The 26,106-nt window shown below is 62.3% G+C and carries 22 protein-coding genes; 17 read left to right on the top strand and 5 right to left on the bottom strand.

Annotated elements, in window-relative coordinates; translation table 11 throughout:
• Positions 1–16: 16 nt before the first annotated feature.
• Both pdxR and FLO80_RS18745 read left to right on the top strand, forming a co-directional pair.
• Complete coding sequence (pdxR, locus tag FLO80_RS18740; protein ID WP_111368942.1) at positions 17–1,474, top strand: MocR-like pyridoxine biosynthesis transcription factor PdxR; 1,458 nt, start codon at positions 17–19, stop codon at positions 1,472–1,474.
• A 124-nt stretch (positions 1,475–1,598) separates the two neighbouring features.
• The gene (locus FLO80_RS18745; protein ID WP_111368940.1) at positions 1,599–2,927 is read left to right on the top strand and encodes an aspartate aminotransferase family protein; all 1,329 of its coding nucleotides are present in this window, start codon (positions 1,599–1,601) and stop codon (positions 2,925–2,927) included.
• Between the two features lie 89 nt (positions 2,928–3,016).
• Here FLO80_RS18745 and FLO80_RS18750 read toward each other — a convergent pair whose 3' ends face one another.
• Positions 3,017–4,267 carry a pyridoxal phosphate-dependent decarboxylase family protein gene (locus FLO80_RS18750; RefSeq protein WP_111368938.1) on the bottom strand — a complete coding sequence of 417 codons (1,251 nt, stop codon included), beginning with the start codon at positions 4,265–4,267 and terminating at the stop codon, positions 3,017–3,019.
• Between the two features lie 61 nt (positions 4,268–4,328).
• On the opposite strand from FLO80_RS18750, the gene FLO80_RS18755 reads away from it, so the two are divergent.
• From FLO80_RS18755 to FLO80_RS18770, 4 genes are all read left to right on the top strand, one after another.
• Positions 4,329–5,123 carry an IclR family transcriptional regulator gene (locus FLO80_RS18755; RefSeq protein ID WP_111368936.1) on the top strand — a complete coding sequence of 265 codons (795 nt, stop codon included), beginning with the start codon at positions 4,329–4,331 and terminating at the stop codon, positions 5,121–5,123.
• An 80-nt stretch (positions 5,124–5,203) separates the two neighbouring features.
• Positions 5,204–6,250 carry a taurine ABC transporter substrate-binding protein gene (locus FLO80_RS18760; protein ID WP_111368934.1) on the top strand — a complete coding sequence of 349 codons (1,047 nt, stop codon included), beginning with the start codon at positions 5,204–5,206 and terminating at the stop codon, positions 6,248–6,250.
• 29 nt (positions 6,251–6,279) lie between these two features.
• A complete protein-coding gene (locus FLO80_RS18765; RefSeq protein ID WP_111368975.1) occupies positions 6,280–7,110 on the top strand; it encodes an ABC transporter ATP-binding protein in 831 nt (276 codons plus the stop codon).
• A complete protein-coding gene (locus tag FLO80_RS18770; protein ID WP_111368932.1) occupies positions 7,107–7,949 on the top strand; it encodes an ABC transporter permease in 843 nt (280 codons plus the stop codon). The genes FLO80_RS18765 and FLO80_RS18770 overlap by 4 nt, the downstream gene beginning before the upstream one ends.
• Positions 7,950–8,297: 348 nt before the next feature.
• Here the strand turns inward: FLO80_RS18770 and FLO80_RS18775 are convergent, their stop codons facing one another.
• Positions 8,298–9,953, bottom strand: coding sequence for an ABC transporter substrate-binding protein (locus FLO80_RS18775; protein ID WP_111368931.1), 1,656 nt, complete (start codon positions 9,951–9,953; stop codon positions 8,298–8,300).
• 300 nt (positions 9,954–10,253) lie between these two features.
• Between FLO80_RS18775 and FLO80_RS18780 the strand changes: the two genes are divergently transcribed.
• The 4 genes from FLO80_RS18780 to FLO80_RS18795 are packed head-to-tail and all read left to right on the top strand — an operon-like array spanning position 10,254 to position 14,108.
• Complete coding sequence (locus tag FLO80_RS18780; RefSeq protein WP_111368929.1) at positions 10,254–11,195, top strand: ABC transporter permease; 942 nt, start codon at positions 10,254–10,256, stop codon at positions 11,193–11,195.
• A 32-nt stretch (positions 11,196–11,227) separates the two neighbouring features.
• Complete coding sequence (locus FLO80_RS18785; protein WP_246156734.1) at positions 11,228–12,040, top strand: ABC transporter permease; 813 nt, start codon at positions 11,228–11,230, stop codon at positions 12,038–12,040.
• Positions 12,041–12,045: 5 nt separating this feature from the next.
• Positions 12,046–13,086 carry an ABC transporter ATP-binding protein gene (locus FLO80_RS18790; protein WP_111368974.1) on the top strand — a complete coding sequence of 347 codons (1,041 nt, stop codon included), beginning with the start codon at positions 12,046–12,048 and terminating at the stop codon, positions 13,084–13,086.
• Entirely contained in the window at positions 13,083–14,108 is a 1,026-nt protein-coding gene (locus FLO80_RS18795) for an ABC transporter ATP-binding protein (protein ID WP_111368923.1), read from the top strand. Before FLO80_RS18790 ends, FLO80_RS18795 begins: the two co-directional genes overlap by 4 nt.
• Positions 14,109–14,164: 56 nt before the next feature.
• Here the strand turns inward: FLO80_RS18795 and FLO80_RS18800 are convergent, their stop codons facing one another.
• Positions 14,165–16,522 (bottom strand): penicillin acylase family protein, encoded by a 2,358-nt coding sequence (locus FLO80_RS18800; RefSeq protein ID WP_111368921.1) that lies wholly within the window; start codon positions 16,520–16,522, stop codon positions 14,165–14,167.
• A 288-nt stretch (positions 16,523–16,810) separates the two neighbouring features.
• Between FLO80_RS18800 and FLO80_RS18805 the strand changes: the two genes are divergently transcribed.
• From FLO80_RS18805 to FLO80_RS18830, 6 genes are all read left to right on the top strand, one after another.
• Positions 16,811–17,668 carry a transketolase gene (locus tag FLO80_RS18805; RefSeq protein ID WP_111368919.1) on the top strand — a complete coding sequence of 286 codons (858 nt, stop codon included), beginning with the start codon at positions 16,811–16,813 and terminating at the stop codon, positions 17,666–17,668.
• Positions 17,669–17,670: 2 nt separating this feature from the next.
• Positions 17,671–18,654: a transketolase family protein gene (locus FLO80_RS18810; RefSeq protein ID WP_111368917.1), complete on the top strand. Its 984-nt coding sequence runs from the start codon at positions 17,671–17,673 to the stop codon at positions 18,652–18,654.
• 11 nt (positions 18,655–18,665) lie between these two features.
• The gene (locus FLO80_RS18815) at positions 18,666–19,631 is read left to right on the top strand and encodes an aminotransferase class IV (RefSeq protein WP_111368972.1); all 966 of its coding nucleotides are present in this window, start codon (positions 18,666–18,668) and stop codon (positions 19,629–19,631) included.
• Positions 19,632–19,803: 172 nt separating this feature from the next.
• Positions 19,804–20,664, top strand: a complete 861-nt coding sequence (locus FLO80_RS18820) for a MaoC/PaaZ C-terminal domain-containing protein (RefSeq protein WP_111368914.1) — start codon at positions 19,804–19,806, stop codon at positions 20,662–20,664.
• Positions 20,665–20,674: 10 nt separating this feature from the next.
• Positions 20,675–21,082: a Zn-ribbon domain-containing OB-fold protein gene (locus tag FLO80_RS18825; protein ID WP_111368912.1), complete on the top strand. Its 408-nt coding sequence runs from the start codon at positions 20,675–20,677 to the stop codon at positions 21,080–21,082.
• Positions 21,079–22,224, top strand: a complete 1,146-nt coding sequence (locus FLO80_RS18830; protein ID WP_111368909.1) for a thiolase C-terminal domain-containing protein — start codon at positions 21,079–21,081, stop codon at positions 22,222–22,224. Before FLO80_RS18825 ends, FLO80_RS18830 begins: the two co-directional genes overlap by 4 nt.
• 97 nt (positions 22,225–22,321) lie before the next feature.
• Here FLO80_RS18830 and FLO80_RS18835 read toward each other — a convergent pair whose 3' ends face one another.
• Both FLO80_RS18835 and FLO80_RS18840 read right to left on the bottom strand, forming a co-directional pair.
• Positions 22,322–23,896 carry a long-chain-fatty-acid--CoA ligase gene (locus FLO80_RS18835; protein WP_111368906.1) on the bottom strand — a complete coding sequence of 525 codons (1,575 nt, stop codon included), beginning with the start codon at positions 23,894–23,896 and terminating at the stop codon, positions 22,322–22,324.
• The gene (locus tag FLO80_RS18840; RefSeq protein WP_111368904.1) at positions 23,896–25,044 is read right to left on the bottom strand and encodes an acyl-CoA dehydrogenase family protein; all 1,149 of its coding nucleotides are present in this window, start codon (positions 25,042–25,044) and stop codon (positions 23,896–23,898) included. The genes FLO80_RS18835 and FLO80_RS18840 overlap by 1 nt, the downstream gene beginning before the upstream one ends.
• Before the next feature lie 129 nt (positions 25,045–25,173).
• On the opposite strand from FLO80_RS18840, the gene FLO80_RS18845 reads away from it, so the two are divergent.
• Positions 25,174–26,076: an SDR family NAD(P)-dependent oxidoreductase gene (locus FLO80_RS18845; protein ID WP_111368901.1), complete on the top strand. Its 903-nt coding sequence runs from the start codon at positions 25,174–25,176 to the stop codon at positions 26,074–26,076.
• Positions 26,077–26,106: the final 30 nt, after the last annotated feature.

The raw sequence follows: 26,106 nt of genomic DNA on the forward strand, positions 1-26,106 counted from the left end.
AACCTCGGGCTGAACCATGGTCGTCCACCGCTTCACGCTTCCAGAGCACTCGATGCTCGCCTTGCGGGATCAGATTTGCGACGTGATCGGCAAGGCGATCGCCGATGGCGGCCTGGGACAGGGGCAGGCTCTGCCGTCGTGCAGGGTCCTTTCGCGCCAACTCCGTGTGTCGCGCAGCACGGTCTTTCAGGCCTATTCCCGGATGGTCGAGATGGGGATGATCGAAGCCCGCGACCGCAGCGGCTATGTTGTTTCGCACCAGACGAAGACGTCTTCCTTTGGAGCGCGCTCGGAGCCGGATGCCGCGACGCATGTGCCGATCCTCGCCGGTCGCGGCTTGCCGTCCGACCTGCGCAAGATCGACACGCCAGCGGACTGGAGCCGCTACAAGTACCCGTTCATCTACAGCCAGATCGACACGCGCACTTTTCCGATACAGGGGTGGCGGGAATGCATGCGGCTGGCGCTGAATGTCAATCGCATGCCGAACTGGGCCGGCGATGCAAGCGGCAGCGACAGCGAACTGCTGATCGAGCAATTGCGGCAGCGATTGCTTGGCTATCGTGGTATCCGGGCCGGGGCGGACGAAATCATCGTCACCGCGGGGGCGCAGAATGCGCTCTATATCGTCGGGGCGCTTCTGGGGGGCGCGCGCGGTGCCATCGCGATGGAGGATCCGGGCTATCCCGAGGCCCGCAACGCCTTTGCCTTGACCGGAAACAGCTTGATTGGAATCCCGGTGGACCGATACGGCATGAGGGTTGATGATATTCCCGAAACCTGTTCCGCGGTATATGTGACACCCAGCCACCAGTTTCCCACTACCGTAACTCTGGTAATGGAGCGGCGGAAATCTCTGATCGCGATGGCCGTCCGGCGCGACATGCTCATCATCGAGGACGATTACGAGTCCGAGCGCAACTTCATGCGAGACGAGCGCCCGCCAATCCGGTCGCTCGCCCCGTCCGAGAATACCGTTTATGTCGGGTCGTTGTCCAAGGCGCTCTCGCCCGGCCTTCGGCTGGGTTACATGGTGGCACATCCGGCGATCATCCGCGAGGCCCGGGCGATCCGCCGGGCAATGATGCGCAACCCGACTGCCCTCTTGCAGGACGCCATGGCGCATTTTCTCGCGCTTGGTCATCAGGACGCGCACCTGCGCAGCCTGCATCGCCGGTTCCGGCGGCGGTGGGGGGCGATGCGCGTGGCGCTGGCCGAGCATCTGCCGGGTATTCCGGTCGGCGCTGGGCAGGGTGGATCGTCCTTCTGGATCGCTGCGCCGCCGCGCCTTGATGTCTTCCAATTGCAGGCGCGTCTGCAGACCCGGGGCGTCCTGATCGACAATGGCGGACCGTTCTTCATGAACCCGGCGGATGCGGATGGCCAGTTCCGGCTGAGTTTCGGGGCACTGCCTACGGCCGCGATTTCGCCGGGCATTGCCATTGTGGCACAGGAGGTGCGGGCTCTGATCTGATCGCCCGAAACTGTCCATCATTTTTCACGCGACTGTCTCTTACCGGTTGATTTTCTCCGGCCTAGCCTGATGCTGCCGCCCGCGTTTCGCGGTTGGCAGGCAGATATGCAGGAGAACGCAATCGATGAACGAGACTCAAGCAACAACGGTGCCGGTGACCTGGTCGACCGAAGAGATCATTGCGAAACGCAACCGATATTACGCTGCATCACAGCGCGCCTTCGTTCCCTATGAAAAACCGCTGATCATCCGGCGCGGGCAGGGGCAATACGTATGGGACGAACTGGGCAACCGGCTGATCGACCTGCTGGGGATGAACCTTTGCATCAGCGTCGGCCACGCCCATCCCCGCATCGTCGCGGCGGTCAAGGCGCAGGTTGAGGAACTGACCCATTGCACCACCATGTTCTATCACCCGGTTCCTGCCCATTTTGCCGAGGAACTGGCGCGGACGATGCCTGCGGGACACGATTGGGTGGTGCATTTCACCAATTCCGGGGCCGAGGCGATCGACTTGGCACTGATGATGGCACGGATTGCGACGGGCAACCAGGATCTGATCGCGCTGAGGAATTCGTATCACGGCGCAACCTATGGGGCACAGGGTGTGACCGGGGTGATGAACTTCCGCCACAATACCGGGCAACTTTCCAACATCACCTTCACCGCCGAGCCGAACCAGTATCGCGGTGCGTTCGGGTCGGGCACACAGCCCTATCTTGACGATCTGGATCGAGTGATCCGGCACACCACGAGTGGACAGCTTGCCGGGCTTCTGATCGAGCCGGTGCAGGGTTATGGCGGCATCGTGCCAATGCCCGAGGGCTATATGAAGGGCGCCTTCGAGAGGGTCCGCGCGCATGGCGGTCTGTGCATCGTGGACGAGGTGCAGTCCGGCTTTGGCAAGACCGGCGACGCAATGTGGTGCTTCGACGCCCATGACGTGGTGCCCGACATTGTGGTTCTGGCCAAGGGTATAGGCAATGGTTTACCGTTGGGCGCGGTGGTGGCGAAACGCGATGTGGCGAAGGCGATGGACGGAAAGTTCCTGTTCCACACCTATGGTGCCAACCCAGTGGCCTGCGCCGCAGGGCGCGAGGTGCTCCGGGTCATCGAGGACGAGAAACTGATCGAGAACGCCCGCGACGTGGGCGCCAGGTTGCACGAGGGGCTGATGGATCTGAAGGCGCGTTTCTCGATCATCGGGGATGTCCGGGGCCGCGGTTTCATGCAGGCGGTCGAACTGGTGCGCGACCGTGGCACGAAGGAACCGGCGCCGGAGGAGACCGCCTATGTCTTCGAACGCACGCGCGTCCATGGGCTGGTCCTGTCGAAATCGGGCAACGACAAGAACATCCTGCGCATGGTGCCACCGCTCTGCCTAGCGATGGAGGATGTCGAGCCCGTCATCGACGCATTCGCCCAAAGCTTTGCTGACCTGGCGGCGCGGTAGGGTCCGATGTGGCGATCCGTTTATTCATGCATGTCGCGTGGACTGCCCGCCCGGCCCGGTTCGGAGGCGGGACCGGGCGGACCATCGGGTCAGTAGATCGCCTCGATGCCCTCGGCCTTGGCGCCGGTCGCGCGCACCGTCTCGACCGCGTCGCGCAGGTCAGAGAGGTATTCGTCAAGTACCGGGTGGTGAACCAGCGACATCAGCCGGTGAATCGCCTTCGGCTCCTTCAACAGGCCCGGCAGCCAACCGTTGCGCGACATCAGCTCGGCCACGCGGAAGAGATCGACCTCGTCCGAGGTGAAGGCGACGACCGAAAGATGGGGGTCCGCCAGCACCTTCAACCCGGGGATGGCCTTGATCCCCGCACGGTAGTCGTCGACAAACTCCATCAACTCGGTCGCGATGCGTTTGTAACCGTCCAGCCCAAGGTGATGGAATACGGCCCAGGCGGCGGCAATGGCGCCGGCGGGGCGGGTGCCGCAGATCGTGGTCGTATAAAAGCGGCCACTGGGCCAGTTGTCGAAATCGAAGGCGTGGAACTCGGCGCATGTCGTGTCGCGGTAATAGACGGTCGAGGCGGGTTTGGGGCAGAAGCCATATTTGTGCAGGTCTGCGGAGATGGAGCAGACGCCCGGAACCTCGAAATCGAAGGCCGGGATGCTGCGGCCGATCATGCGGGCGAACGGGGCGACATAGCCGCCGACGCAGGCATCGACATGCAGCCAGACGCTGCGTCGTTGCGCCAGCGCGCCCAGGTCAGCGATCGGGTCGATCACGCCGTAGGGGAAGCAGGGGGCCGAGCCGACCAGCATCATGGTGTCGTCATCCATCAACGCCTCAATGGCCTCCGGGTCGGCTCGGTAGTCGGCGCCGACCGGTGCGCGGCGCACCTCGATGTCCATCAGTCGGGCGGCCTTGTCGAAGGCGGGATGAGCCGATGTCGCGGTGACAATGTTGCCGCGAAACGCTGGCTCGCCCCGGTCATGGCGCGTGCGATTTCGGCAGGACTGCACGGCCTGGATAATGCTCTCGGTGCCGCCCGTGGTCATGAAGCCGCATGCGTCCGGGCCGCCGTGCAGCAAGTCGAGGCTCATGTCGACGATGTCGTTCTCCATCTTCAGGACGCTGGGAAAGGCCCGATTCTTGCCCAGTGCGTTCTCCTTGAAGAACTCGAAAAAGGCCGCGCGGCCCATTTCGTAAACGTCGTCTCCGGCATCGAAAACATACAGCGGCGTGCGGCCACGTTTCCAGTCGATATCGTTTTTTCGCAAGGACTTGAGGATATCCAGAACCTCTGTCCTGGACTGGCCTGTTTCGGGAAAGGTTGCTCGGGTCATGGCGTACTCCACTTTAAAATAAGTCTTGACGCAAAAAAGAACTGTCCGCTAGAGTTAGTCAATGAAAAATATTAGTTCACCAAAGGCTAACAATACGCAGACACGGGCCCGATCCGGTCTCAACACCGGTCTGGACGTGATCGAAGTGATCGCCGCGCATGGCCGACCGATGAGCATGACAGAGGTGGCGGGCGCCACCGGCCTGACCAAGGCTAGCATCCACAAGACCCTTGCCACGCTCGAGATACGCCACTTCGTGCGCCGACTCGAGGATCAGCGCTATGTGATCGGGATCAAGGCCTGGGAAATCGGATGCATCGCCGCCCCGTTCGAGATCACGCGACTGGCCACGCCACACATGATCCGCTTGGTGCGGGGGATCGGGGACGGTGTGTCGCTGGGCGTGCTGTCGGGGTCCGAGATGCTGTCGATCCAGTTGATCGAGAGCGACCAGGCGGTTCGGGTTCATGAGAACATCGGCGACCGGACTCCGGTGTACACGCTTTCAAGTGGCCTGGCCTACCTGTCGCTGCTCGACGACGAGGAGATCATGGCGATCCTGCCGCCGGTGCTTGAGCAACGGACCGAACTGACAGTGACCGACCACGCAAAGCTGCTTGGCATGATCCACGAGGTGCGCGCGCGCGGTTATGCGGTGTGCCATGGCATGTGCCGCGCGGATGCGTCGGGCGTGGCAGCGGTGGCGAGGGGGCCCGACGGTCGCCCGGCGGCGACATTGTGCGTCGCGCTGCCGACCTTCCGCGCCACCCCCGAGCGCGTGGCCGAGGTGGTGCCGCAAGTGCTGCATGCGGTCCGGGCCATCGAGCGCGACTTCGGCGCGCCGGACAGCGATTGATGCGCCGGGGCGACCGCCCCGGGACCAAGGAGCAAGACTAAAGACCAGAAACCAGACCTAAACCGACAGGGATCAGACCAATGACAAAGACCGGCCAACTGACCCGGCGCGACTTCGCCCGGATTTCCACGAATTTCGGCATTGCAACGATGGCAGCATCAGTTGCAAGCCTGCCCGGCATGGCGCTTGCGGCCAGCGCCGAGGCGCGACTTGGGCATTTCTCCTCGACCAATCAGCAGAACTATGCGCGGGCCATCGGGTCGATGGAAAAGGTCATGGGGCCGGATGTTGAGGTGACGCATGTCGGTGTCAGCGCAGGACCACAGATCCTCACCGCGATGGCATCAAACGAGATGGATCTGTGCAACCTGGGGTCCAGCCCAATGATCGTCGGCTTTGCCAAGGGGCTGCCGATCACGATGGTTTCGATCCACAAGATCATCAAGGCGGCCGAAGCCCTGGTGGTGAAGCCCGATCAGGGGATCGAGACCATCGCCGATATCAAGGGCAAGCGGATCGGTCTGCCGTTCAACACTACGGTGCATTTCGCGTTGCTCGCCGGGATGAAGACGGTGGGCTTGACCGCGGCAGACGTGACATTGATCAATCTCAAGACCGATGCGATTACCGCGGCATGGGACTCCGGGTCCATCGACGGAGCATATATCTGGTATCCCGCACTGGACATACTTCAACAGTCGGGCGGCAAGACGATCTTCAGCGGTGAGGATTTGATCGCCCAGGGAACCTTCGTCTTTGACGCCATCGTGGTGCGGGACGAATTCAAGCAGAACCATCCCGAACTGGTTGTCGCCTATCTGAAAGAGCTTGTTCGGATCAACAAAGTCTACCGTGACGAACCCGAGGTCATGGCCAAGACCATGGCGCCCTTCCTTCAGATCAGCGAGGAAACGGCGATCCGCTATGCCGGTAACACGCACTCGCTGACGCCGGAAGAAATGCTGACCGACACATGGATGGGACGGCCCGGAAGCACGGCGCATACCGGCGCGTTGAACACGATCGAGCAACAGGCCGCATTCCTGAAGGAGGCGGGACAGATCACCAGCCTGCCGGAAAGTTTCCGTTCCTTCGTTGACAGCTCGTTCCTCGCGCAGCTCGTCTGAGCGTGAATGGTACGGGGACTCAACGAATGATGATCGAGAGGATCGAGCTTGCCACCCCCGACCGGCGGGCCGGATCGAAACTGAACCTCGAAGGTCTGACCAAGACCTTCGGGGCGGGTGCGGAAGCGGTGCAGGCCCTGGCGCCCACCGATATCGCCGTGACGGAAGGTGAGTTCCTGGCCATCGTCGGCCCGTCGGGATGCGGGAAGACCACGCTTCTGAACATCGTGGCGGGGTTCGAGACGCCCTCGGGCGGTTGCGCCGTGCTGGACGGACGGCCGATCGAAGGGCCGGGGTCGGAGCGGGGTGTCGTATTTCAGCAGGGGGCGCTGTTCAACTGGATGAGCGTGTTGGAAAACGTCGCTTTTGGCCCGCGCGCCTGCGGAGTGGCCCCTGATGCAGCGCGCGAAAGCGCGCAGGCAATGTTGGAAAAGGTCGGGCTGGGCGGTTTCGTCGAAAACTACCCCTATCAGCTCTCGGGCGGGATGCAGCAACGGGTCGGCATCGCCCGCGCCTTGGTAAACGATCCCGCGATTCTGTTGATGGACGAACCCTTTGCCGCGCTTGACCAGCAGACCCGTGAACTGCTTCAGGAAGAGGTCCGTGGCATGTGGCGCGAGACCGGCAAGACGGTGCTGTGGATCACCCACTCCATCGAGGAGGCACTGTTCCTAGCCTCGCATATCGTGGTGATGACGGCGCGGCCCGGGCGGGTCAAGGCGGCCTTTCGCTGCCGGTTTTCCGAAAGTCCCGACCTGCTGGTCGCCTCGACGCCCGAATTTACCGCGGCCAAGCGCGAGATCCTTGGGCTGTTGCGCAGCGAGAGCGAAGCAGCACAGCGCCAGGAGAGCATGATATGAGTCGCACCGACATCCTCGCCGAGGGCGAGGCCTATGACGCCGGCACCACGGAACGCAAGGCGACCCGGCGCGACCGCTGGTTGACCGGCACGACGTTCCTCGCCTTCTTTCTCGTCTGGGTCGGTGTTACCGGGGCGGGTCACTGGCCACCGCTGATCCGCCCGATCTTCCTGCCTTCCCCGCTTGCGGTTTGGCAAGCCTTCCTAGCGTTGCTGGAGCATGGGTATCAGGGCAACAGCCTCTGGTATCATGTCGGCATCAGCTTCTACCGGTTCGCCTTTGCCTTCAGCAGTTGCGTGCTGATCGGCGTGCCTCTCGGGCTGCTTCTGGGGATGAACCGCACGGCGCGGGCGATCCTCGAGCCACCGATCCAGGCGATCCGGCCGATCCCCAAGCTGGCCCTGCTGCCGCTTTTCCTGATCTGGTTCGGCATCGGCAATACCTCGAAGATCATCATCATCGCAGCCCCGGTTTTCCCGTTGATCGTGATCGCGGCCATGCAGGCGGTGCGATCTGTCAGCACAAAGAAAATCCAGGCGGCACGCTGTCTGGGCGCGGGCAACTGGACGGTCTTTTCACGCGTGGTCCTGCCGGCCTGCCTCCCGGGGATCTTCACCGGCATCCGCATGGCGATTTCCATCGCCGTGACGATGCTGGTCGCGGCCGAACTGACCGCGACATCGGACGGGATCGCGTGGATGTCCCTGACTGCGGCCGAGTTCCTGTCTACCGATATCGTTCTGGTGGGCGTCGTGATCATGGCTGTGCTTGGGTTTTCGCTTGACCGGATGATCCGCGCCATCGAGCTTCGCATCGTTCACTGGAGCGGGCACGAATAACCCGGCGGTCCGGTCCTTGACCGATCTACCTTCCCCGGCGGGAGGCCGGGGGCGTTGCGTATCATGAAGAGGTCTGCGGACATGTCCTTACCGCCCGGTGACATCTGCCTGACACCCTCCGTCCCGACGTCATTGGCGGCACCTGTCAGACTACCCACGGGTATTGCGGTATGGGATGCGCCGACCGCCGGGGAAGGCTGCCACCCCTCGGCCATGGGCCGATTCGAAGAAGGCCACGACCGAGCAGCAAAACAAGAGACCCGGCGCCGCAGGAGAGGGCGGCGCCGGGTCGGTCAATCCCGCGAAGGGCGACGCGGCGCGGTTTCTCGGCCCGCGCCGCGTAATGTCCTACATCTGCTGATCGATGTTCCAAAACACGGACATCGGCGCCTTGAGCATCCCGCTAACCGATGTCCGGTGTGCGACGGGATAGCGGAACTGGCCGAGCGGCACGATCGGCAGATCCTCGGCGGCGGCTTTCTGGATTTGGCGCGTGATTTCCATCGCCTTCTCCTCGTCAGTCTCGCGCGCCCATGCCGCGAGCAGCTCCTCCATATGCGCGTTGCAGGGCCAACCTTTGAAGGGGTTCTCCTCACACTTGGATTGCAGCCAGAAGTTGCCGATCGGATCGTCGAAGGTGAACGCCATCGCGGTCATCGGGAAAACACTCCAGCCGCCGCCTTCCGGCGCGTCACGGTTGGAGAGCGAACCCAGCATCGACGCGATGTCCGACATCCGAAGATCGACATTCATCCCCACGGATTGCATGTTTTCAGCCAGAACGACCGCGAATTCCTTGAGGACTGTACTGTCCGACGCGCCCAGCACCGCGATCGGCTCGCCGGTGAATCCGGCCTCTTTCATCAGCGCTTTGGCCTTTTCGGGATCGGGGGTCATCAGGTCTTCCATGCCCGCGGTGGATTCCAGCCGTCCGCCGCAGCCGAAGAAACTGTAGCATTCGGACCAAAACTCGCCGCTCACGCCGGCCACCGAGCGCAGGAAGTCCTTCTGATCAATGGCGAGAGCCACCGCCCGGCGGGCGGCCTGGCTGTCCATGTCACGCTGAGTGTGATTCATCCGGAGAAAGCCAATCATGCCTTGTTCGTCGTTCACCTGAAGCCCGACATCCGGGCTGGCTTCGAGTATCGGCAGAAGGTCGAGCGAGGGCCGTTGGACAATGTCGACCTCACCCGCCACCAGCGCATTGATGGCGGAACTCGCATCGGGCAAGACAATCCATTCGACACGGTCGATATGCACCTTCTTGCCACCGGACAGATAGTCGGCCGGTTCGTCCCGCGGCACGTAATCCTCGTTCTTGGCATAGACCAGCTTGGAGCCGGGGCGATGCTCCTCGGGCAGGAACTTGAACGGGCCCGATCCGATGATTGTATCCACCGGCTCGGTGGCCTTGAACTTTCGGGCTTCTTCCTCGCGGAAGACGAACAGGGGGCCGGTCGTAGGTTTGGCGAAGGCGTTCAGCAACCAGAGCGCGGGGGTATCGAGAGTAACCTCGAAGGTCTTTGCGTCGATCACTGTGGTCTTCATGCCGAACTCGACCAGCTTCTTGCCGGCGCTGTCCTTCTGGGCCCAGCGTTCGATCGAGGCGACAGCATCGGCTGCTTCGACGGGCGAACCGTCATGGAATGTCAGGCCGTCGCGCAATGTGAAAGTGTAGTGTGCCTTGTCGTCCGAGACCTCCCATGTTTCGACCATCTGCGGTTGCGGCCGACCTTGGGAATCGCGCGCGAACAGGGTGTCGTAGACCATGTAGCCGTGCTCGAATGTCACCGCGAGCCAGTTGGCCACGGGGTCCAGCGTTTTGGGTTCGGAAAAACCGACATAGCGCACAACCTTGGTATCCTGCGCCGATGCCGTGACGACTCCGAGGCCGACGGCAATGGTGATACCCGCCGAAAGGAGCGCGGCCCGGGCAAGCCCGGCACGCGCGCGTCGTGTCTGTGGTGCCCCTTCGCGGAGCGAGCTTGGTGTGATTTCGTTCATTTCGAACTCCCTGATGGTTCCTGCTCTTCCATGTCTGAAAGATACGGAACTCTATCATGCAAAAATCTATTTCGCAAATTGACATCAGGGAATTTACATGCATTTTGAACATGAAAATACGATATTTAGACCTGATAGAAGTGTCCTTCAGCAGGAGTGTTAGTTAATGCGAAACTCAAACTCGCACGCGAATAGATATGGCGCCGCCGGTCGCAGTCTCGGCAGGTTGGGCGGTGCGATGGCCTCCCGTGCCATCCGTGATTCGCATGCCTCGGGGCCAGGGTGGGAGGTGGGGTCACGATGCTGACATTTCTTCTGGGGCGGATATTCCTGACCATCCCGGTGATGGCTGTCGTTTCGCTCGTCGTCTTCTCGTTGCTCTACCTGACGCCCGGCGATCCGGCCCAGCTCATCGCAGGCGAAATGGCGACGGAGAACGATATCGCCGCGCTCAGGGAACAGCTTGGCCTCGATCAGCCGTTCTTCGTGCGTTTCGCCACCTGGGTGGCGCATGTGCTGTCCGGCGACCTCGGGACGTCGATTTATTCGCAGTTGCCGGTCGGGACCGTGATCGCACAGCGGCTTGGGGCTACCTTGTGGCTGGCCTGCGCGACGGTGATCATCTCGACGGCGCTGGCCGTCCCGGCGGGTGTCGCGGCAGCCTATTGGCGCGGGAGTCGCATGGACAGGATCATCATGGCCATGTCTACCCTTGGCTTCTCGGTGCCCATCTTCGTGGTCGGGTACCTGTTGATCTTCGCCTTCTCGGTCAAGCTAAAATGGTTTCCGGTCCAGGGGTTCGTCCCGCCCGGAGAGAACCTTCTCGGTTTTGTCCGTTCGATTACCCTGCCGGCACTTTCTCTATCGCTCGTGTTCGTGGCGCTGATTGCCCGGATCACCCGGGCCTCAATGATCGAAGTCATGTCCGGAGACTTCGTCCGAACGGCCCGGGCCAAGGGGCTGCGCCCGTCGCGCATCGTCTGGGTGCATTCGCTGCGCAACGCCTCGCTTCCGATCGTTACCACCATCGGTGTCGGAATCGCGAACCTTCTGGGCGGGGTGGTGGTCACGGAAAGCGTCTTCGGCATACCCGGCCTGGGCCGACTGCTGGTCGAGTCCGTCCTGTCCCGAGACTATCCGATGGTACAGGCGCTGATCCTGCTTTTCGCCTTGGCCTACGTGCTGATCAACCTGATCACCGACATCCTCTATATGCTGATCGACCCGAGGCTTCGCACATGAACTCCATGCTATCCCTGACCCAGACCCAGCGAATGCTGAGACACAACAGGGCCGCCGCCATCGGCCTGGTCATCCTGATCCTGTTCGTCCTGGTCGCTATCTTTGCCGATCTCATTGCCCCCTATCCCCCGTCTGCTGCGAATTCCATCGACCGGCTGCAAGGGCCGAGTACCGCACATTGGTTCGGCACCGACCAGCACGGCCGCGACGTGTTAAGCCGGGTGGTGGTGGGTACGCGGTCCTCGATCATCGTGGGTTTCGGCGCGACGGTGGCGACGCTGCTGCTGGGCACTGTGATCGGATTGCTTTCGGGCTATTTTCGCGTGCTCGACTGGGTCCTGATGCGGATCATTGACGGGCTGATGGCAATCCCGGCGATTCTCTTGGCTATCGCGTTGATGGCGATCAGCCGGCCGTCGCTTTTCAACGTGATCGTTGCCATCGCCATCGCGGATTCGCCACGAACCGCGAGGCTGGTGCGATCGATCGTCATGTCGACGCGCGGGGCCTTGCATGTCGATGCGGCGCGGCTGGCGGGGATCGGGCATGTGAAGATCATGCTGAAACATCTTCTGCCCGGAACCTTCGGCGCGCTTGCCGTGAAGGGGACCTATGTTTTCGCCTCCGCTATCATCGTTGAGGCGGTGCTGAGTTTTCTCGGCCTTGGCCTGCCGCCGACCGTGCCGTCCTGGGGCAATATCATCGCCGAAGGGCGGCTCTATTTTCAGATCTACCCCCATATGGTGCTGTTCCCGGCCGTCATCCTGTCGGTGCTCGTTCTGTCGATCAACATGGTCGGCGACGCCCTGCGCGACCTGCTCGACCCGAGAATGAAATGGGAATGACCAGAATGCTGACAATCGTGAAGGAGCGCCGCGATGACGCTGGGCCAGTGATGGAGGTCGAGGGCCTGACCTGTGTCTTCAAGGGGAGCGACGGCGATGTTTTCGCTCTGAACGGGGTCAGCCTGAGGATAATGCCGGGCGAGATCGTCGCGCTGGTGGGTGAATCCGGCTGCGGCAAGAGCGTAACGGCCATGGCCGCGATGGGGCTGGTTCCGGGCGATGCGCTGCGCGAGATGACCGGGTCGATCCGGTTCGACGGGCGCGACGTGATCGGCCTGGAGGACGAACAGTGGCGACAGTTGAGGGGACGGGAGATCGGCATGATCTTTCAGGATCCGATGACGGCCCTGAACCCGATGATGACCATCGGCGATCAGATCGGCGAGATTCTGGTTCGGCACGAGAAGCTCGGTCGAGGGGCGGTCCGAGCAAGGGTGCTCGACCTGCTCAAAGCCACCCGGATTCCCGATCCGGACCGGCGCATCGACGAGTACCCGCATCAACTGTCCGGCGGGATGCGCCAGCGGGTGGTGATCGCAATGGCGATCGCCTGCCGCCCCCGGCTGCTTATCGCGGACGAGCCGACGACCGCGCTCGATGTCACCATCCAGGCGCAGATCCTCCGCCTGCTGGAAGACCTAAGGGAGGAGACCGGCAGCGCGATCATGCTGATCACCCACGACCTGGGCGTGGTGGCCGAGGTCGCGGACAGGACAGCGGTAATCTATGCGGGCCGCGTGGTGGAAAGCGCGGAAACCGGGCAGCTTCTGAGCGCACCGTTGCACCCTTATACCGCGAACCTGATGCGCTCCGCGCCGGATATCGAGGCGATCCTGCGCGCGCCCGATGACGAGGTTCCCCGCATCCCCGAGATACCCGGTATCGTGCCCAGACTGACCGAGCGGCCGCGTGGCTGTCCCTTTGCCCGCCGCTGTGACCGGGCCGAGCAAAGATGCGACACGACGGTCCCGCCGGAAACCGACTGGGGAGATGGGCACATGGTGGCCTGCTGGAATCCCGTTCCGTTCGAAAAGGGGGCGAAATGAACAAGCCGATCAATCCCGAAACCGCGCCGCCGCCTGCGGATGACGACGACCAGCGTGCCGAGGCGCCGCTGTTGCAAATCGACGATCTGGTCAAGCAGTTCACCGTTCGGCGCGGGTTGTTTGCCCGGGCCCGCAAGTTGTCGGCGGTCAACGAAATTTCGCTGAATGTCCGTCCGGGCGAAACCTTTGCGCTGATCGGGGAATCGGGTTGTGGCAAGACGACGGTCGGACGGATGGTCACCGGACTGGAGAAGCCAACCGCCGGAACGATCCGTTATCGCGGAACCGAAATGGTCGGACGCAGTCAGCGCGTGACGGACCTGCGGCGCGAAATCCAGATGATCTTCCAGGACCCCTATGCTTCGCTGAACCCGCGGCTCAGGGTCTGGGAATCGGTGGCCGAGCCGATCTTCGGGTTCAGGCTGATGCCGAAGAGCGCCGCGCGAGGCAGGGTGGAGGAACTGTTCTCGCTGGTCGGCTTGCGGCCGGATCAGATGGACCGGTTCCCGCATGAGCTTTCGGGCGGGCAGAGACAGCGCGTGGGCATCGCGCGGGCTTTGGCAGCCGATCCCAAGCTGATCGTGGCAGATGAGCCTGTCTCGGCGCTCGATGTGTCGATCCAGGCGCAGATTCTTAACCTGATGCGCAAGATCCACGGACAACTGGGTATCGCCTATCTCTTCATCTCGCACGATCTGAGCGTGGTGGCGCATATCTCGACCCGGATCGCGGTGATGTATCTGGGCGAGATCGTCGAGACTGGTGAAACTCGTGCGGTGCTGCGGAATCCGCAACACCCCTACACCCAGGAATTGCTGGCGTCGGTGCCGCGCAGGCGGGTGTCCGACAGGTCCGAGCGTGTTCGCCCGCCCAAGGGCGATCTGCCCTCGCCACTGGATCCGCCGAGCGGGTGCCGGTTCCACCCCCGCTGCCGCCACGCGATGCCGGAATGTTCGGCCTCGGCGCCCGCGCAACGCGAGATGCCGAACGGAGCGAGAGTCCGGTGTCACCTCTACGATTGAAAAACGCGGGCCCGAGCCCGCGTTCGCATTTGTACCAGGCAAGGCCTCCGCCGCAGTCAGGCCGGGGTGATCTCGGTCAGAACGATTGTGGCCTCGTCCACTGCGTCGCGGCTGAAGACCATCGGCAGATAGCCGTAGTCGGCCCAAGTTTCGACGAACTCCCGGTAGCCGGTGCTTTCGGGATCGCCGGACTGACCGGGCAGGTTGATGAACCTGCAACCGTCCCAGTTTCCCACATCAAACACGATCCGGACGGCGGCCCCCGTCAACACCGAGAAATCGCTGCGATAGATGGCATTGGCCGGGGTCGAACCGCTTCCGCCCAAGGGGATCGGACCGATATCGAATCGCCCGGCCTGATCAGGAAAGGCGGTGCTGATCGCGTGCTTCATCGTCAGCTTGTGGATCTTGCCCCATTGCCAGTCGGCAGGATCGCTGCCCATTCGGGAAACCATGTCGCCCCATGCGGACTCGAGCGTGCTGGCGATGACTGCCTTCCGGAACGCTATCGGATCACCGTCGCACCAGGCTTCAGGGCGCTCCATGGCGTCCAGCGCCGATTGCACGTCGCTTATGCGAAGGGCGGGCGGCACCGGCTCGCCTTCGGTCACCGCCTCATAAAGTGCGGGGATCAAGTGCGCCATGAACCACAGCTCGAAAAGGGCGCCGGACGAGCTTTCTGCCGACAGCCAGCAATCCCAGCCGAGGATGTGGTCGGCCGCCCGTGCCGCGACACCGTCCAGCGCCGTTTCTTTCAGGATGGCCTGAAGCCGCCGGGCAGGGATCGAGGTCAGATCCGATTGCAGGGCCTGAGACTCGGCCAGCGTATGTCGGTCGCGGGAATAGAGCACTTCCTGCACCCGCTGCGCCCGGCTTCCGTCGATCCATTCGTTGCCAATCGGGATTCCGGTGCGCTGCCATTCGTCGGTGAGATTCATCTCGTTTGCGGAATAGAGCATGCCGTTCGCGGGGTTGATGCTGTGCGGCATTTCCAGCGGCGAGATGTACCCGTCCCATTCGTAGCGGCCATCGCCCGGGATGGGCAGAAGCCCCTCCCAATTCGGGCGGATCGGACTCCAGCCCACCGATTGCCACACGATGTTGCCGTCGATATCCGCCCACATGTGGTTCATCGTCGGTGCGCCCCAGCCGACGAGGGCGTTGCGGTATTCCTCGACACTGCGGGCACGCATGACCGAGAGCGAGGCCATGTAGGCCGATGTCCCTGCGTCGGACCAGACCGACCGGATTGCATAGGCGCGGTTGTTGTCCGGTTCTTCCAGCATGACCGGTCCGTGGCGCGTGAAATGCAGAGGCAGAGTGACCGGCGCGTGCCCCTTCACTTCGAAGACCTCGTCGACCACCTCCATCCGTTCCCATCCGTCACCATATCGGTAAGAGAGAGGGTCGTCGGGATCGAGGTCGTAGACATAGACGTCCTGTTGATCGGCGCCGTAGGTCGTCAGGCAAAAGGCGGCAAAATCGCTGTGGCCGATGATGATGCCCGGCGCGGCCGGGTCGCCGGCGCCGATCACGTCTATCCCGGGCGCGGTCAGGTGCACCATGTAGCGCAGCGATGGCACGCCGTGGACCCGGTGCGGATCGCTGGCAAGGATTGGCCGCCCCGTCTCGGTCAGTGCGGGCGCGATCGCCCAGTTGTTCGATCCCTCGCTATCGGTGGCCTGCGTCACGTCCCCGGCCGCGCTGGTCGTTCGCCATTTCCAGGCATCGTCCATCGTGGCCGAAAGCCTGTCCGGCGTGAAGGTCGGCGGTGCGACGGCGAGCTGGTAGCGCTGGACCAGGTCCAGCGGGATGGAGCCCAGGTCCAGGTCCTCGGCCGTGGTCGGCGTGACGGGTGGTTCGAGATGCTTGCGCAACGCCTCGGCGCGCTTGCCGGACCGGCTGAGCGTGTAGGCGCGCTGGACCTCGGAGATCGCATTGCGGATCAGGCAATGGGTGCGGGGGCGGACGACGTCTTCGGGATGCCAGTGCGACGGCTTGGTGCCGAACAGCTCGAACTCCGGGGGCAGCGGGGCGCCGCCGGCAAGAACCCGGTCGATATAGGCGTTGATGCCGCGGATGAAGGCCGAGCAGATGGCTTCGGCATCGGGCGCGTAGGAGTCCCATTCAGGGGAGATGTCGCCGCGATAGACGAAATGCCGGGTTGCGTGATCCTGGGCCAGGAAGCCCGGGCCGAAGTCCGCGGCCAGCAGACCCAACCCCTTCTTCCGCCAGAGGTCGATCTGCCAAAGTCGTTCGGACGCGACGTTGTAACCCTGCGCGAAGAACAGGTCGTCCCGGCTTTCGGCGCGGATATGGGTGATTCCCCAGCGGTCCTTCCTGATCTCCGCCTTGGCCGTGAGGCCCGTGACGGGAACCGCCGTGCCGTCCCGGGTTTCGGGGCTCTTCGTCATCTTGCCGTTCCTTTCATGCGCTGTTCTGCGGGTTCTGTACTCGCTTCCATTAAATGAAAAACAATTTCGCATAAGTTGACAAGATATTTTTCGAGAAAATATAATAAATACTGAAGAATGGTGAGGATGTCCTTGACCTTGTGAATTTTGCGAATAAGATTTTCGCATGAACTTGATATCTTTCCTCTTGGCTATCGCAGCTTCGAACTCCTCCGTCGCAGCCGCCGGGATCGGTTCTCTGTCGACGGATTGCAAAGCGCACCACACAAGAAGGAGCCAGGCACGGCCATGACGTTGCCCAATGATTTCAGACCCGATGCAGAAACTCTTGCCCGGTTGCGCGACCGGGCCCGCTTTGTTCGGCTTGAGACGATTCGCCTGATCGAGATCGCCAAGGTAGGGCACTACAGTTCGGTCTTCTCGGCCGCCGAAATCTTTGCGGCTCTATACTACGACGTGATGCGGCTCTCGCCAGATCCGAAGTGGCCAGACCGCGACAGGTTCCTCATGGGCAAGGGGCATGCCGCTGTCGGCCTTTTCCCGATCTATGCCGACAAGGGCTGGCTCGATCCCGCGCTGCTGGACAACTACACCCGGTTGGGCAGCCCGCTTGGCGATCACCCAGACATGAGGAAAGTCCCGGGCGTCGATTTCTCATCTGGCTCCATCGGCCATGCGCTGTCGAATGGCGTGGGCATGGCCTTTGGCGGACGGATGCAGGGGCGTGATTTCACCACCTTCGTGATGCTCGGCGACGGAGAGATGCAGGAAGGTCAGGTCTGGGAGGCCGCGACCTGTGCGGCGCATCACCATCTTTCGCGGCTGGTCGCGATTGTGGACCGCAACGGGTTCCAACTGGACGGCGAGGTTGACCGTGAAATGAGCATCGAACCGCTGGCCGACAAGTGGCGCGCCTTCGGCTGGGAGGTGCACGAGGTCGATGGCCATGACCCGTCCGCGTTGACGGCGCTGCTGCGCCGCGTCAGGGCGGACAAGGACCGCGAGCGTCCCTGTTGCATCGTCGCGCACACCAGCAAGGGCAAGGGGGTCTCGTATATGGAGACCGAGCCGGGCTGGCATCTGGGCTATCTCGCACCCGAGGATGCCGAGGCGGCCCGCCGTGAAATCATCGAAACGGAGATCTGATCATGTCCGGCCTGCTGTCCGACCAATCCTGGCAATATCGCGCCCTTACCGACCGCAATCCCGGGTTGGCCCATCTGTCCGATGGGTTGATCGACCTGATGGAGGACGGGCACCCCGTCGTCGCTGGTTCGGCTGACCTGAAATATTCGAACGGGCTTTACCAGTTCGAGAGACGCTACCCCGACCGCTACATCCAGTTCGGTATATCCGAACAGAACATGGTTTCGGCCGCCGCGGGTCTGGCCAGCACCGGGATGATGCCTTTCGTGGCGACCTTTGCCTCCTTCCTCGGGCTGCTGGCTTGCGAGCAAATCCGCATGGACATTGCATATTGCGCACAGCCCGTCCGGCTGATCGGTCATCACACGGGCATTTCGATGGGGTTCTACGGCACCTCGCATCACGCGACCGAGGATATCGGAACAATGCGTTCGATCGCGGATCTGACGATCGTGTCGCCGGCCGACGGGCCCCAGCTGCGCGCGGCAATCCGGGCGTCGGCCGAACACGACCGGCCGATCTATTTCCGCACCGGCCGATCGCAGGAGCCGGATATCTACGGACCCGACACCACTTTCGAATTCGGCCGGGCGGTGCGGCACGGCGCGGGTCGTGACCTGTCCATCATCGCCTGTGGAATGCCTGTCCATCCGGCACTCGAGGCCGCCGCGATCCTGGGAGCGGAAGGGATCTCGGTCGGCGTGATCGACATGGCCACCATCAAGCCACTCGATCGTGCCGCTGTACTCGATGCCGCCGCCAGAGCGGGCCGTCTCATGACCGTCGAGGAACACAATGTCGTCGGAGGTCTGGGCGCGGCTGTGGCCGAGGTTCTGGCCGATGAAGGTTTGCCGGTCCGTCTGCACCGGCATGGGATCAAGGACAGCTTCGCGCTGATCGCGCCGCCGACGCATCTTTACGCGCATTACCAACTCGACGCCGACGGGATCGCCAGCGTCGCCCGAAACTTTCTAAGACAGGGATGACGGAGTCCGAGATGCAAACACCTGAAAAGACAATTCCCGCCGCGCCGGAATACGAAAGCGGAGCCGCCTATATCGATGGGGCCTTCATGCCCGTAATCCAGGCCGCTATACCGGTGCTTCACGGCGGATACCGGCGATCCGACGTCACCTATGACGTGGTTGGCGTCTGGGACGGGAACTTTTTCCGGCTCGATGATCACATTGCCCGGTTCCGGGCCTCGATCCGAGCCTTGCATATGGAACCCGCCGAAAGCGATGCCGAGATCATCGAGATCCTTCACCGGCTGGTGGCCCTTGCTGGCCTCCGCTCGGCCTATGTTTCGATGGAATGCCTGCGTGGCGCACCCAAACCGGGGCTGCCCCGGCACCCTGCGAACTGCCGCAGCTATTTGTCCTGCCACGCCATCCCTTGGCAGTCTGTCGCCACCCACGAGATGTTCGAGCGCGGCATGCACCTGATGATTTCCAGCGTCTTGCGGATACCGCCGGAAAGCTTCGATCCGACGGTGAAGAATTTCCACTGGGGCGATCTGACCAGAAGCATGTTCGAAGCCAAGGCGGCAGGGGCGGACTACTCGGTCCTGCTGGATTCCGATGGAAATATAACCGAAGGTCCCGGTTTCAACGTGTTCTGTATCCGGGATTCCGTGGTGGTGTGCCCTGCGCGTGGGGCGTTAAAGGGGATCACGCAGAAATCGGTTCTCGAACTTTGTGACGAACTGGGGCTGAAGAGCGAGGTTCGCGACATCACGGCCGAGGAATTCCGCAATGCCGATGAGATTTTCACCTGTACGACGGCTGGCGGGGTGATGCCCGCCTCGCGGATCGACGGTAGGAGACTGAACAATGATCGGCCGGGGCCGATCTCGACCAGGTTGAAAGACTTGTTCTGGTCGAAACGGACGGAAGGCTGGCACGCAAGCCCCGTCAGATACGAACTGGCTGCAAAGGTGGCTTCCTGCCCCGATCCATCCTAGCCTGAAAGCCTGTCCGACCCGACGCAGGGCCGGGCGGGCTGCGCGGGTGCGTCGCTGACTCTGCTCACCGGGTATCCATACAAAGCGTTGACATTGTATTCGCATACATATTATTCGCATGCGTATCAATATTTGACCACATGCTGGCAAAAAATTCGAAGGGAGAGGAAGGGTGATCGATTACGACAAGTTGCTGGCACGACGTTTCGAGCCGGTCAAACAGGGTTACACGACGCGCGACACGATCCTTTACGCCCTGGGCCTCGGGCTTGGCGCCGATCCGCTGGATCCGGCCCATCTGCGCGCAACCTACGAGCGCGCAGCCGGCTTCGCCGCACTTCCCTCGATGGTCAATGTGCTGGCCGGACCTGGTTTCTGGGCGATGGAGTCCGATACCGGGCTGACGTGGCAGAAGATCCTGCATGGCGAGCAGAGTTTCACCCTGCACGCGCCCTTGCCAGCTGAAGGCACGCTGGTTGGCGAGACAAAGATCACCGGCCTAATCGACAAAGGGGCCGACAAAGGCGCCCTGATCTATTCCGAACGCAGCCTGACTGACATGGCCAGCGGCCAGCTTATCGCGACGGTGTCGGGAACCAGCGTTGCCAGGGGCGATGGTGGTTTCGGTGGCCCGACCGGGCCGGTCAAGGCGGTTCACAAGCTGCCCGAGAGCCCCCCAAAAACGGTGTTCGAGCACAGGACCCAGTCGGGGCAGGCGTTGATCTACCGCTTGAGCGGGGACAATAATCCGCTCCACGCCGATCCCGAGGTGGCCCGCGAAGCGGGGTTCGATCAACCCATACTGCACGGGCTTTCCACGCTCGGCGTCGCATCGTGGTCTATCACGGCGGTTCTGGCGGATGGCGATCCGACGGCCCTGAAGCATCTGCAACTGCGGTTCTCGTCACCCGTCTACCCTGGCGAGACGATCCGCACCGAGATGTGGCAAAGTGGCGACGAGGTCTCGTTCCGGTCCCGTGCCGTGGAGCGCGACGTGATCGTGTTGAACAACGGTCTGGCCCGGCTGGGCTGAGGAGGGTCAGATGAACCAAAGACAAATTCCGACGATCCATCCAGAAACCCGGTTCTACTGGGACGGTGCGAGACAGGGCAGGTTGTTGTTGAACAGCTGCCCGGCTTGCGACAAGGCCTATTTTCCGCCGCGCCCGTTCTGCCCGACCTGTGGGTCACGTGATGTCACGGTGATCGAGGCGTCCGGCAAGGGCCGACTATATTCCTATGTTATCAGCCATCTGCCGGCCCCAGGATATGAGCCGCCCTTCACGGTCGCGGTGGTCCAGCTTGAAGAGGGGGTGAAGATGGTGACGAACATTGTCGACTGCCCCGCCGAGCCCGAGTTGCTGGTGCTCGACATGGCGTTGGAAGTAACCTTCGAGAGTCGTGGCGACGTGACCGTTCCCCAGTTCAGGCCCGCAGGAGGTGGCACATGAGTCGTGCAAGTATCGCCATCGTCGGTGCCGCCGAGTCCACCCGGATGGGCAAGGTTCCCGAACTCAGCCAGACCGGCCTTCACGCGGATGCCGCGCTGAATGCGCTAACGGATTGCGGGTTGAGACCCGACGACATCGACGGGGTCGCTACCGGCGGGCACGATGTGGCCGAGATCTGCCAATATCTCGGCATCACGCCCACCTGGTATGATGGCACCTCGGTTGGTGGCTGTTCGTTCATCACGCTGGTGCGCCATGCGGCTGCGGCGATCCGGCAGGGGCTTTGCACCACGGTGTTGATCACCCACGGGGAAAGCGGGCGGTCGAACAACCGTAACCACCGCCCGATCTTCCCCTCGATGCAGCAGCAGGAATTCGAGTCGATCTATGGCCCGCTGATCCCGCCTTCGCGTTTCACGCTTCCTGTCTTGCGCAAGATGAAGGATGACGGTCTGACCCTTGAGCAACTGGCCATGGTTGCTGTGGTGCAGAGGGAATGGGCCGCATATCATCCCCGCGCCACGGCGAGGGATCCGATTACGGTGGATGACGTGCTGTCCTCCAAGATGATCGCCTGGCCTTTCCGCAAGTTGATGTGTTGCCTTGTCTCAGATGGCGGCGGTGCGTTGATCCTGACAAGCGCCGAGCGGGCCAGGGACTTTCCGACGAAACCCGTCTACCTGCGAGGGGCGGGGGGCGAAAGCATCGAGGGTCCGATGATCAGTCAGATGGAGAGCTTCTCGTCCTCCAAGGCGTTCCGCGTTTCGGGCAAGGCGGCGTTCGACAGCGCCGGAATCAGCCACGCGGAAGTCGATCACCTCATGATCTACGATGCCTTCGCGCATCTTCCGGTCTACGGGCTGGAGGATCTGGGCTTTGTCGGTCGGGGCGAAGGTGGCGCCTTTATAGCCGAGGGTCACACCCGGCCCGGGGGTAAGTTGCCGTTGAACACCAATGGCGGGGGGCTCAGCTACATGCATTCGGGGATGTATGGCATGTATGCATTGCAAGAGGCGGTCCGCCAGATGCGCGGCGTCTCTCCGGGACAGGTCGAGGGGGCGAAGCTCTCCGTCGTCCATGGTGTCGGTGGCATGTTCAGCGCGGCGGCGACCGTGGTGATGACAACGGAAGACGGCTGGTAGGTGGGTAACCGGGTCGACGGCAAGGGCGCGGCGGATCAACCCGTCGCGCTCGTCCTGTTTCAGGAACGGGTGGGCTTGGGCTTGCGTGATGTCCGCGTCAATCGCCGTGTCGTGCCATTATCGCCGCGCGGATCGCCGCCTTGTCGATCTTGTTCGTAGCCGAGAGCGGCAGCGCCTCACTCCAGAAGGTCACGCTTCGTGGTGCCTTGAAATGGGCGATGCGCTCGCGGCAGAAAGCGATAAGCTCGTCCGCCCCGGCGCTCTGCCCCTCGCGAAGCGCAACGACAGCATGGACCGTCTCTCCCCATTTCTTGTGCGGCAGCCCGATCACTGCCGCCTGCGCGACCGCCGGATGCTTGCTCAGGCAGTTCTCCGTCTCGATCGGATAGACGTTCTCGCCACCCGAGATGATCATCTCCTTGGTTCGACCGACCAGAAACAGATACCCATCCCTGTCGAGATAGCCCGCATCGCCGGTGTAATAAAAACCGCCCCGCATGGCTTGCGCCGTCTCCTCGGCCCGGTTCCAGTAGCCGCGCATGATCTGCGGCCCGCGCACGATGATCTCGCCTCGCTGCGTGGCGGGCAAGAATTGTCCATCCTCACCGACGATCCGTATGTCGCAATGGGGCAGCGGTGTGCCCACTGAACCCAGCTTGCCGGTCATCGGATTGCCGGGCTTGTGGTCCTCGGGCGGCAACATGGACAGAACCGGCGAGGCCTCGGTCATGCCATAGCTTTGGCAAAAGGTGAGGCCCGGAATTTCGCCGATCGCGTTTTCCAACAGCGCCTGAGGCATCGGCGCTGCACCATAGGTCAGTAGGCGCAGAGATGAGAAATCAAATTTCGGGAAGTCCGGGTGATCGAGCAACATGCGCAGCATCGTCGGCACGAGAGTGGTGGTCGTAATCTTCTGCTCGGCGATCATACGCGCCGTCTCGACGACTTCGAAACGGGCCTGCACAACCATTGCCATGCCGTAGATGACCGAGGTGTAGATTCGCGATCCGGTTCCCAGGTGAAACAGCGGCCCGGAGAGCAGGATCGAATCCGCCGGGCCGAAGTTCATGGCCGACCCGGTGCCCATGGCGTTGACCATGAGGTTCTGATGCGACAGCATCACGCCCTTGGGTTGGCCGGTGGTGCCCGAGGTGTAGAACAGCGCCATGGTTTCGTCCGAAGCGCTGGCGCTCTCGTCGAAGGCATCGTCGGCAGGCCGTGTTCCCTCCGCGATCAGACTGTCGAGATGCAGCGCACCATCGGGAGTGCCGGTGTCATTCCAGTCCGCGATGACCAGGTGCCTGAGCGTCGGGCACAACCGGGTCAACCGCGCGCCCTGTTCGGCATGGTGTCGGTCCGCCACCAGAATCTCGGGCGTGCAATCCGCAAGAACGGCGACAAGCTCTTCCTCGGCGAGGCGGAAGTTCAGTGGAACAAACACACCCCCGATGGCGCAGGGCGCGAAGTAGAGCTCCACCAGCCAATGCGAGTTGTGTCCGAGATAGGCCACGCGGTCGCCCGGCTCCACGCCCAGGTCACGCAGAACCCGGGCCATGCGGTGAAGCCGGTCACTGAAGTCGGCCCAGGTGAAATCCCGCCCCTCGAAATGCAGCGCCCGGGCCTGCGGTCGCTGAAAGGCGTGCTTCCGGATGTAGTCGGGAAACCGGATCATCAGCGCGTCCCGGTCACCTGGCGGCCGATGATCTCTCGCATGATCTCTCCGGTGCCGCCGGCGATCCGGCCCATGCGCGCATCGGCCCAGGCACGGGCGATCGGATATTCCCACATGTAGCCGTAGCCACCGAAAAGCTGGAGGCAATCGTCAAGGCATTCGCAGAGGGTTTCGGCGGTGAACATCTTGGCCATGGCGGCATCGACGGAATCGAGTTCCCCCTTCATATGCATCTGCATGCAATGGTCGGTGAAAATCCGCATCACCACAACCTGGGTCTTCACTTCGGCCAGCCGGAACCGGGTGTTCTGAAAATCCGCGATGCTGCCGCCAAAGGCCTTGCGTTCGCGGGTATAGTCCACCGTCCATTCAAGCGCGGATTCGAGGACCGAGGTCGCCCGGATCGCCTGCATCAGGCGTTCCTGTGGAAGTTGCTCCATCAGCTGGACGAAGCCGCGCCCTTCGACGCCCAGAAGATTCGTGGCGGGAATCCGCACGTCGTCGAAAAAAAGTTCGGCCGTGTCCTGCGCTTTCCAGCCGACCTTTTCCAGAAGGCGGCCCTTTCGGAAACCGGGGGTGTCGGCTGGGACAAGGATCAGGCTGATGCCCTTGGCACCCTTGGACGGGTCGGTCTTGCAGGCAAGGATCAGCAGGTCACAATTCCCGCCATTGGTGATAAAGACCTTCTGACCATTGATGACGAAATCGTCGCCATCTCGGATCGCCGTCGTCTTGATGTTTTGCACGTCCGATCCGCCCGAAGGCTCGGTCATGGCAATCGCGCCGATGATCTCGCCGCGCGCCATCCGGGGCAGCCAGGCCTCTTTCTGTGCCTCGGAGCCATAATGGACCAAGTAAGGCGCGACGATATCGGAATGCAACGTAAAGCCCGGCCCCATGGCCCCGGCCCCGGCAAGCTCTTCCATCACCACCATAGAGAACAGGAAATCCGCGCCGGCGCCGCCATATGCTTCGGGGACCATGGCGCACAGCAACCCATTCTCGCCCGCTTTCAGCCAGGCATCGCGGCTGACACGGCCGTCCTTTTCCCATTGCGCGTGATAGGGCAGGATTTCGGTCTGCACAAAGCGTCGCACCTGATTGCGGAATATTTCGTGGTCTTCCGAGAAAATCGTGCGGGTGAACATGAGCCTGACCCTCCCTTAGGCTTCTGGCCCTGGAAGGCGGGCCAAACACACCGCTGATATAATTCGCTTGTGAATAATACGCAAGGGAATTAAATATGATTCCGAACGGATATGGAAAGGAACAGTTTCATGCTGGATGGAAAAGTCGTCATTGTCACTGGTGCGGGTCGCGGGATCGGACGGGATATCGCGCTGATGATGGCAAGCCATGGTGGAAAAGTGATCGTCAACGATCTTGGCGGGGCGGCCGACGGTGGCGGCGCCGACAACACCCCGGCCCAGGAGGTCGTGGACGAGATCAAGGCGACGGGCGGCGAGGCCGTCGCCAACTTCGGCAACGTGGCCAAGGCCGCCGACGCCAAGGGCATGTACGAACAGGCAATGGACGAGTTCGGCGCCATAGATGTGATCGTGAACAATGCCGGCATCCTGCGCGACGTGATCTTTCACAAGATGACCGAGGAGGATTGGGACAGCGTGATCGCCGTCCATCTCAAGGGCAGTTTCAACATGGCCAAGGCCGTGGCGCAGCAGTTCAAGATGCAGGCTTCGGGCTGTTTCATCAACTTCACGTCCACCTCCGGCCTGATCGGCAACTTCGGACAGGCAAACTATGCCGCAGCCAAGATGGGCATCGTGGGCCTGTCAAAGTCGCTTTCGCTGGACATGGCGCGGTTCAACGTGCGGTCGAACTGCATTGCGCCCTTTGCATGGTCGCGACTCATCGGGACCATTCCCGCCAGGACCGAGGCCGAAATGGCCCGCGTCGCCCGGATTAAGGAGATGACCCCGGCCAAGATCGCCCCGCTCTGCGTGGCTCTGGCCGCCCCGGATTGCGACGTGTCGGGGCAAATCTTCGGCGTGCGCAACAACGAGATATTCCTGTTCAGCCAACCGCGCCCGATCCGGTCTGCGCATCGGTCCGAAGGCTGGACGCCAGAAACCGTCCGCGATCATGCGCTGCCGGCGATGAAGTCGGACTTTTACCCGCTCGAGCGGTCGGGCGACATCTTCACCTGGGACCCGGTGTGATGTGCCCGGGAGTAAGCAGGACAGTTGGGG

Source organism: Aquicoccus porphyridii, assembly GCF_008369105.1.
Lineage (GTDB): Bacteria > Pseudomonadota > Alphaproteobacteria > Rhodobacterales > Rhodobacteraceae > Aquicoccus > Aquicoccus porphyridii.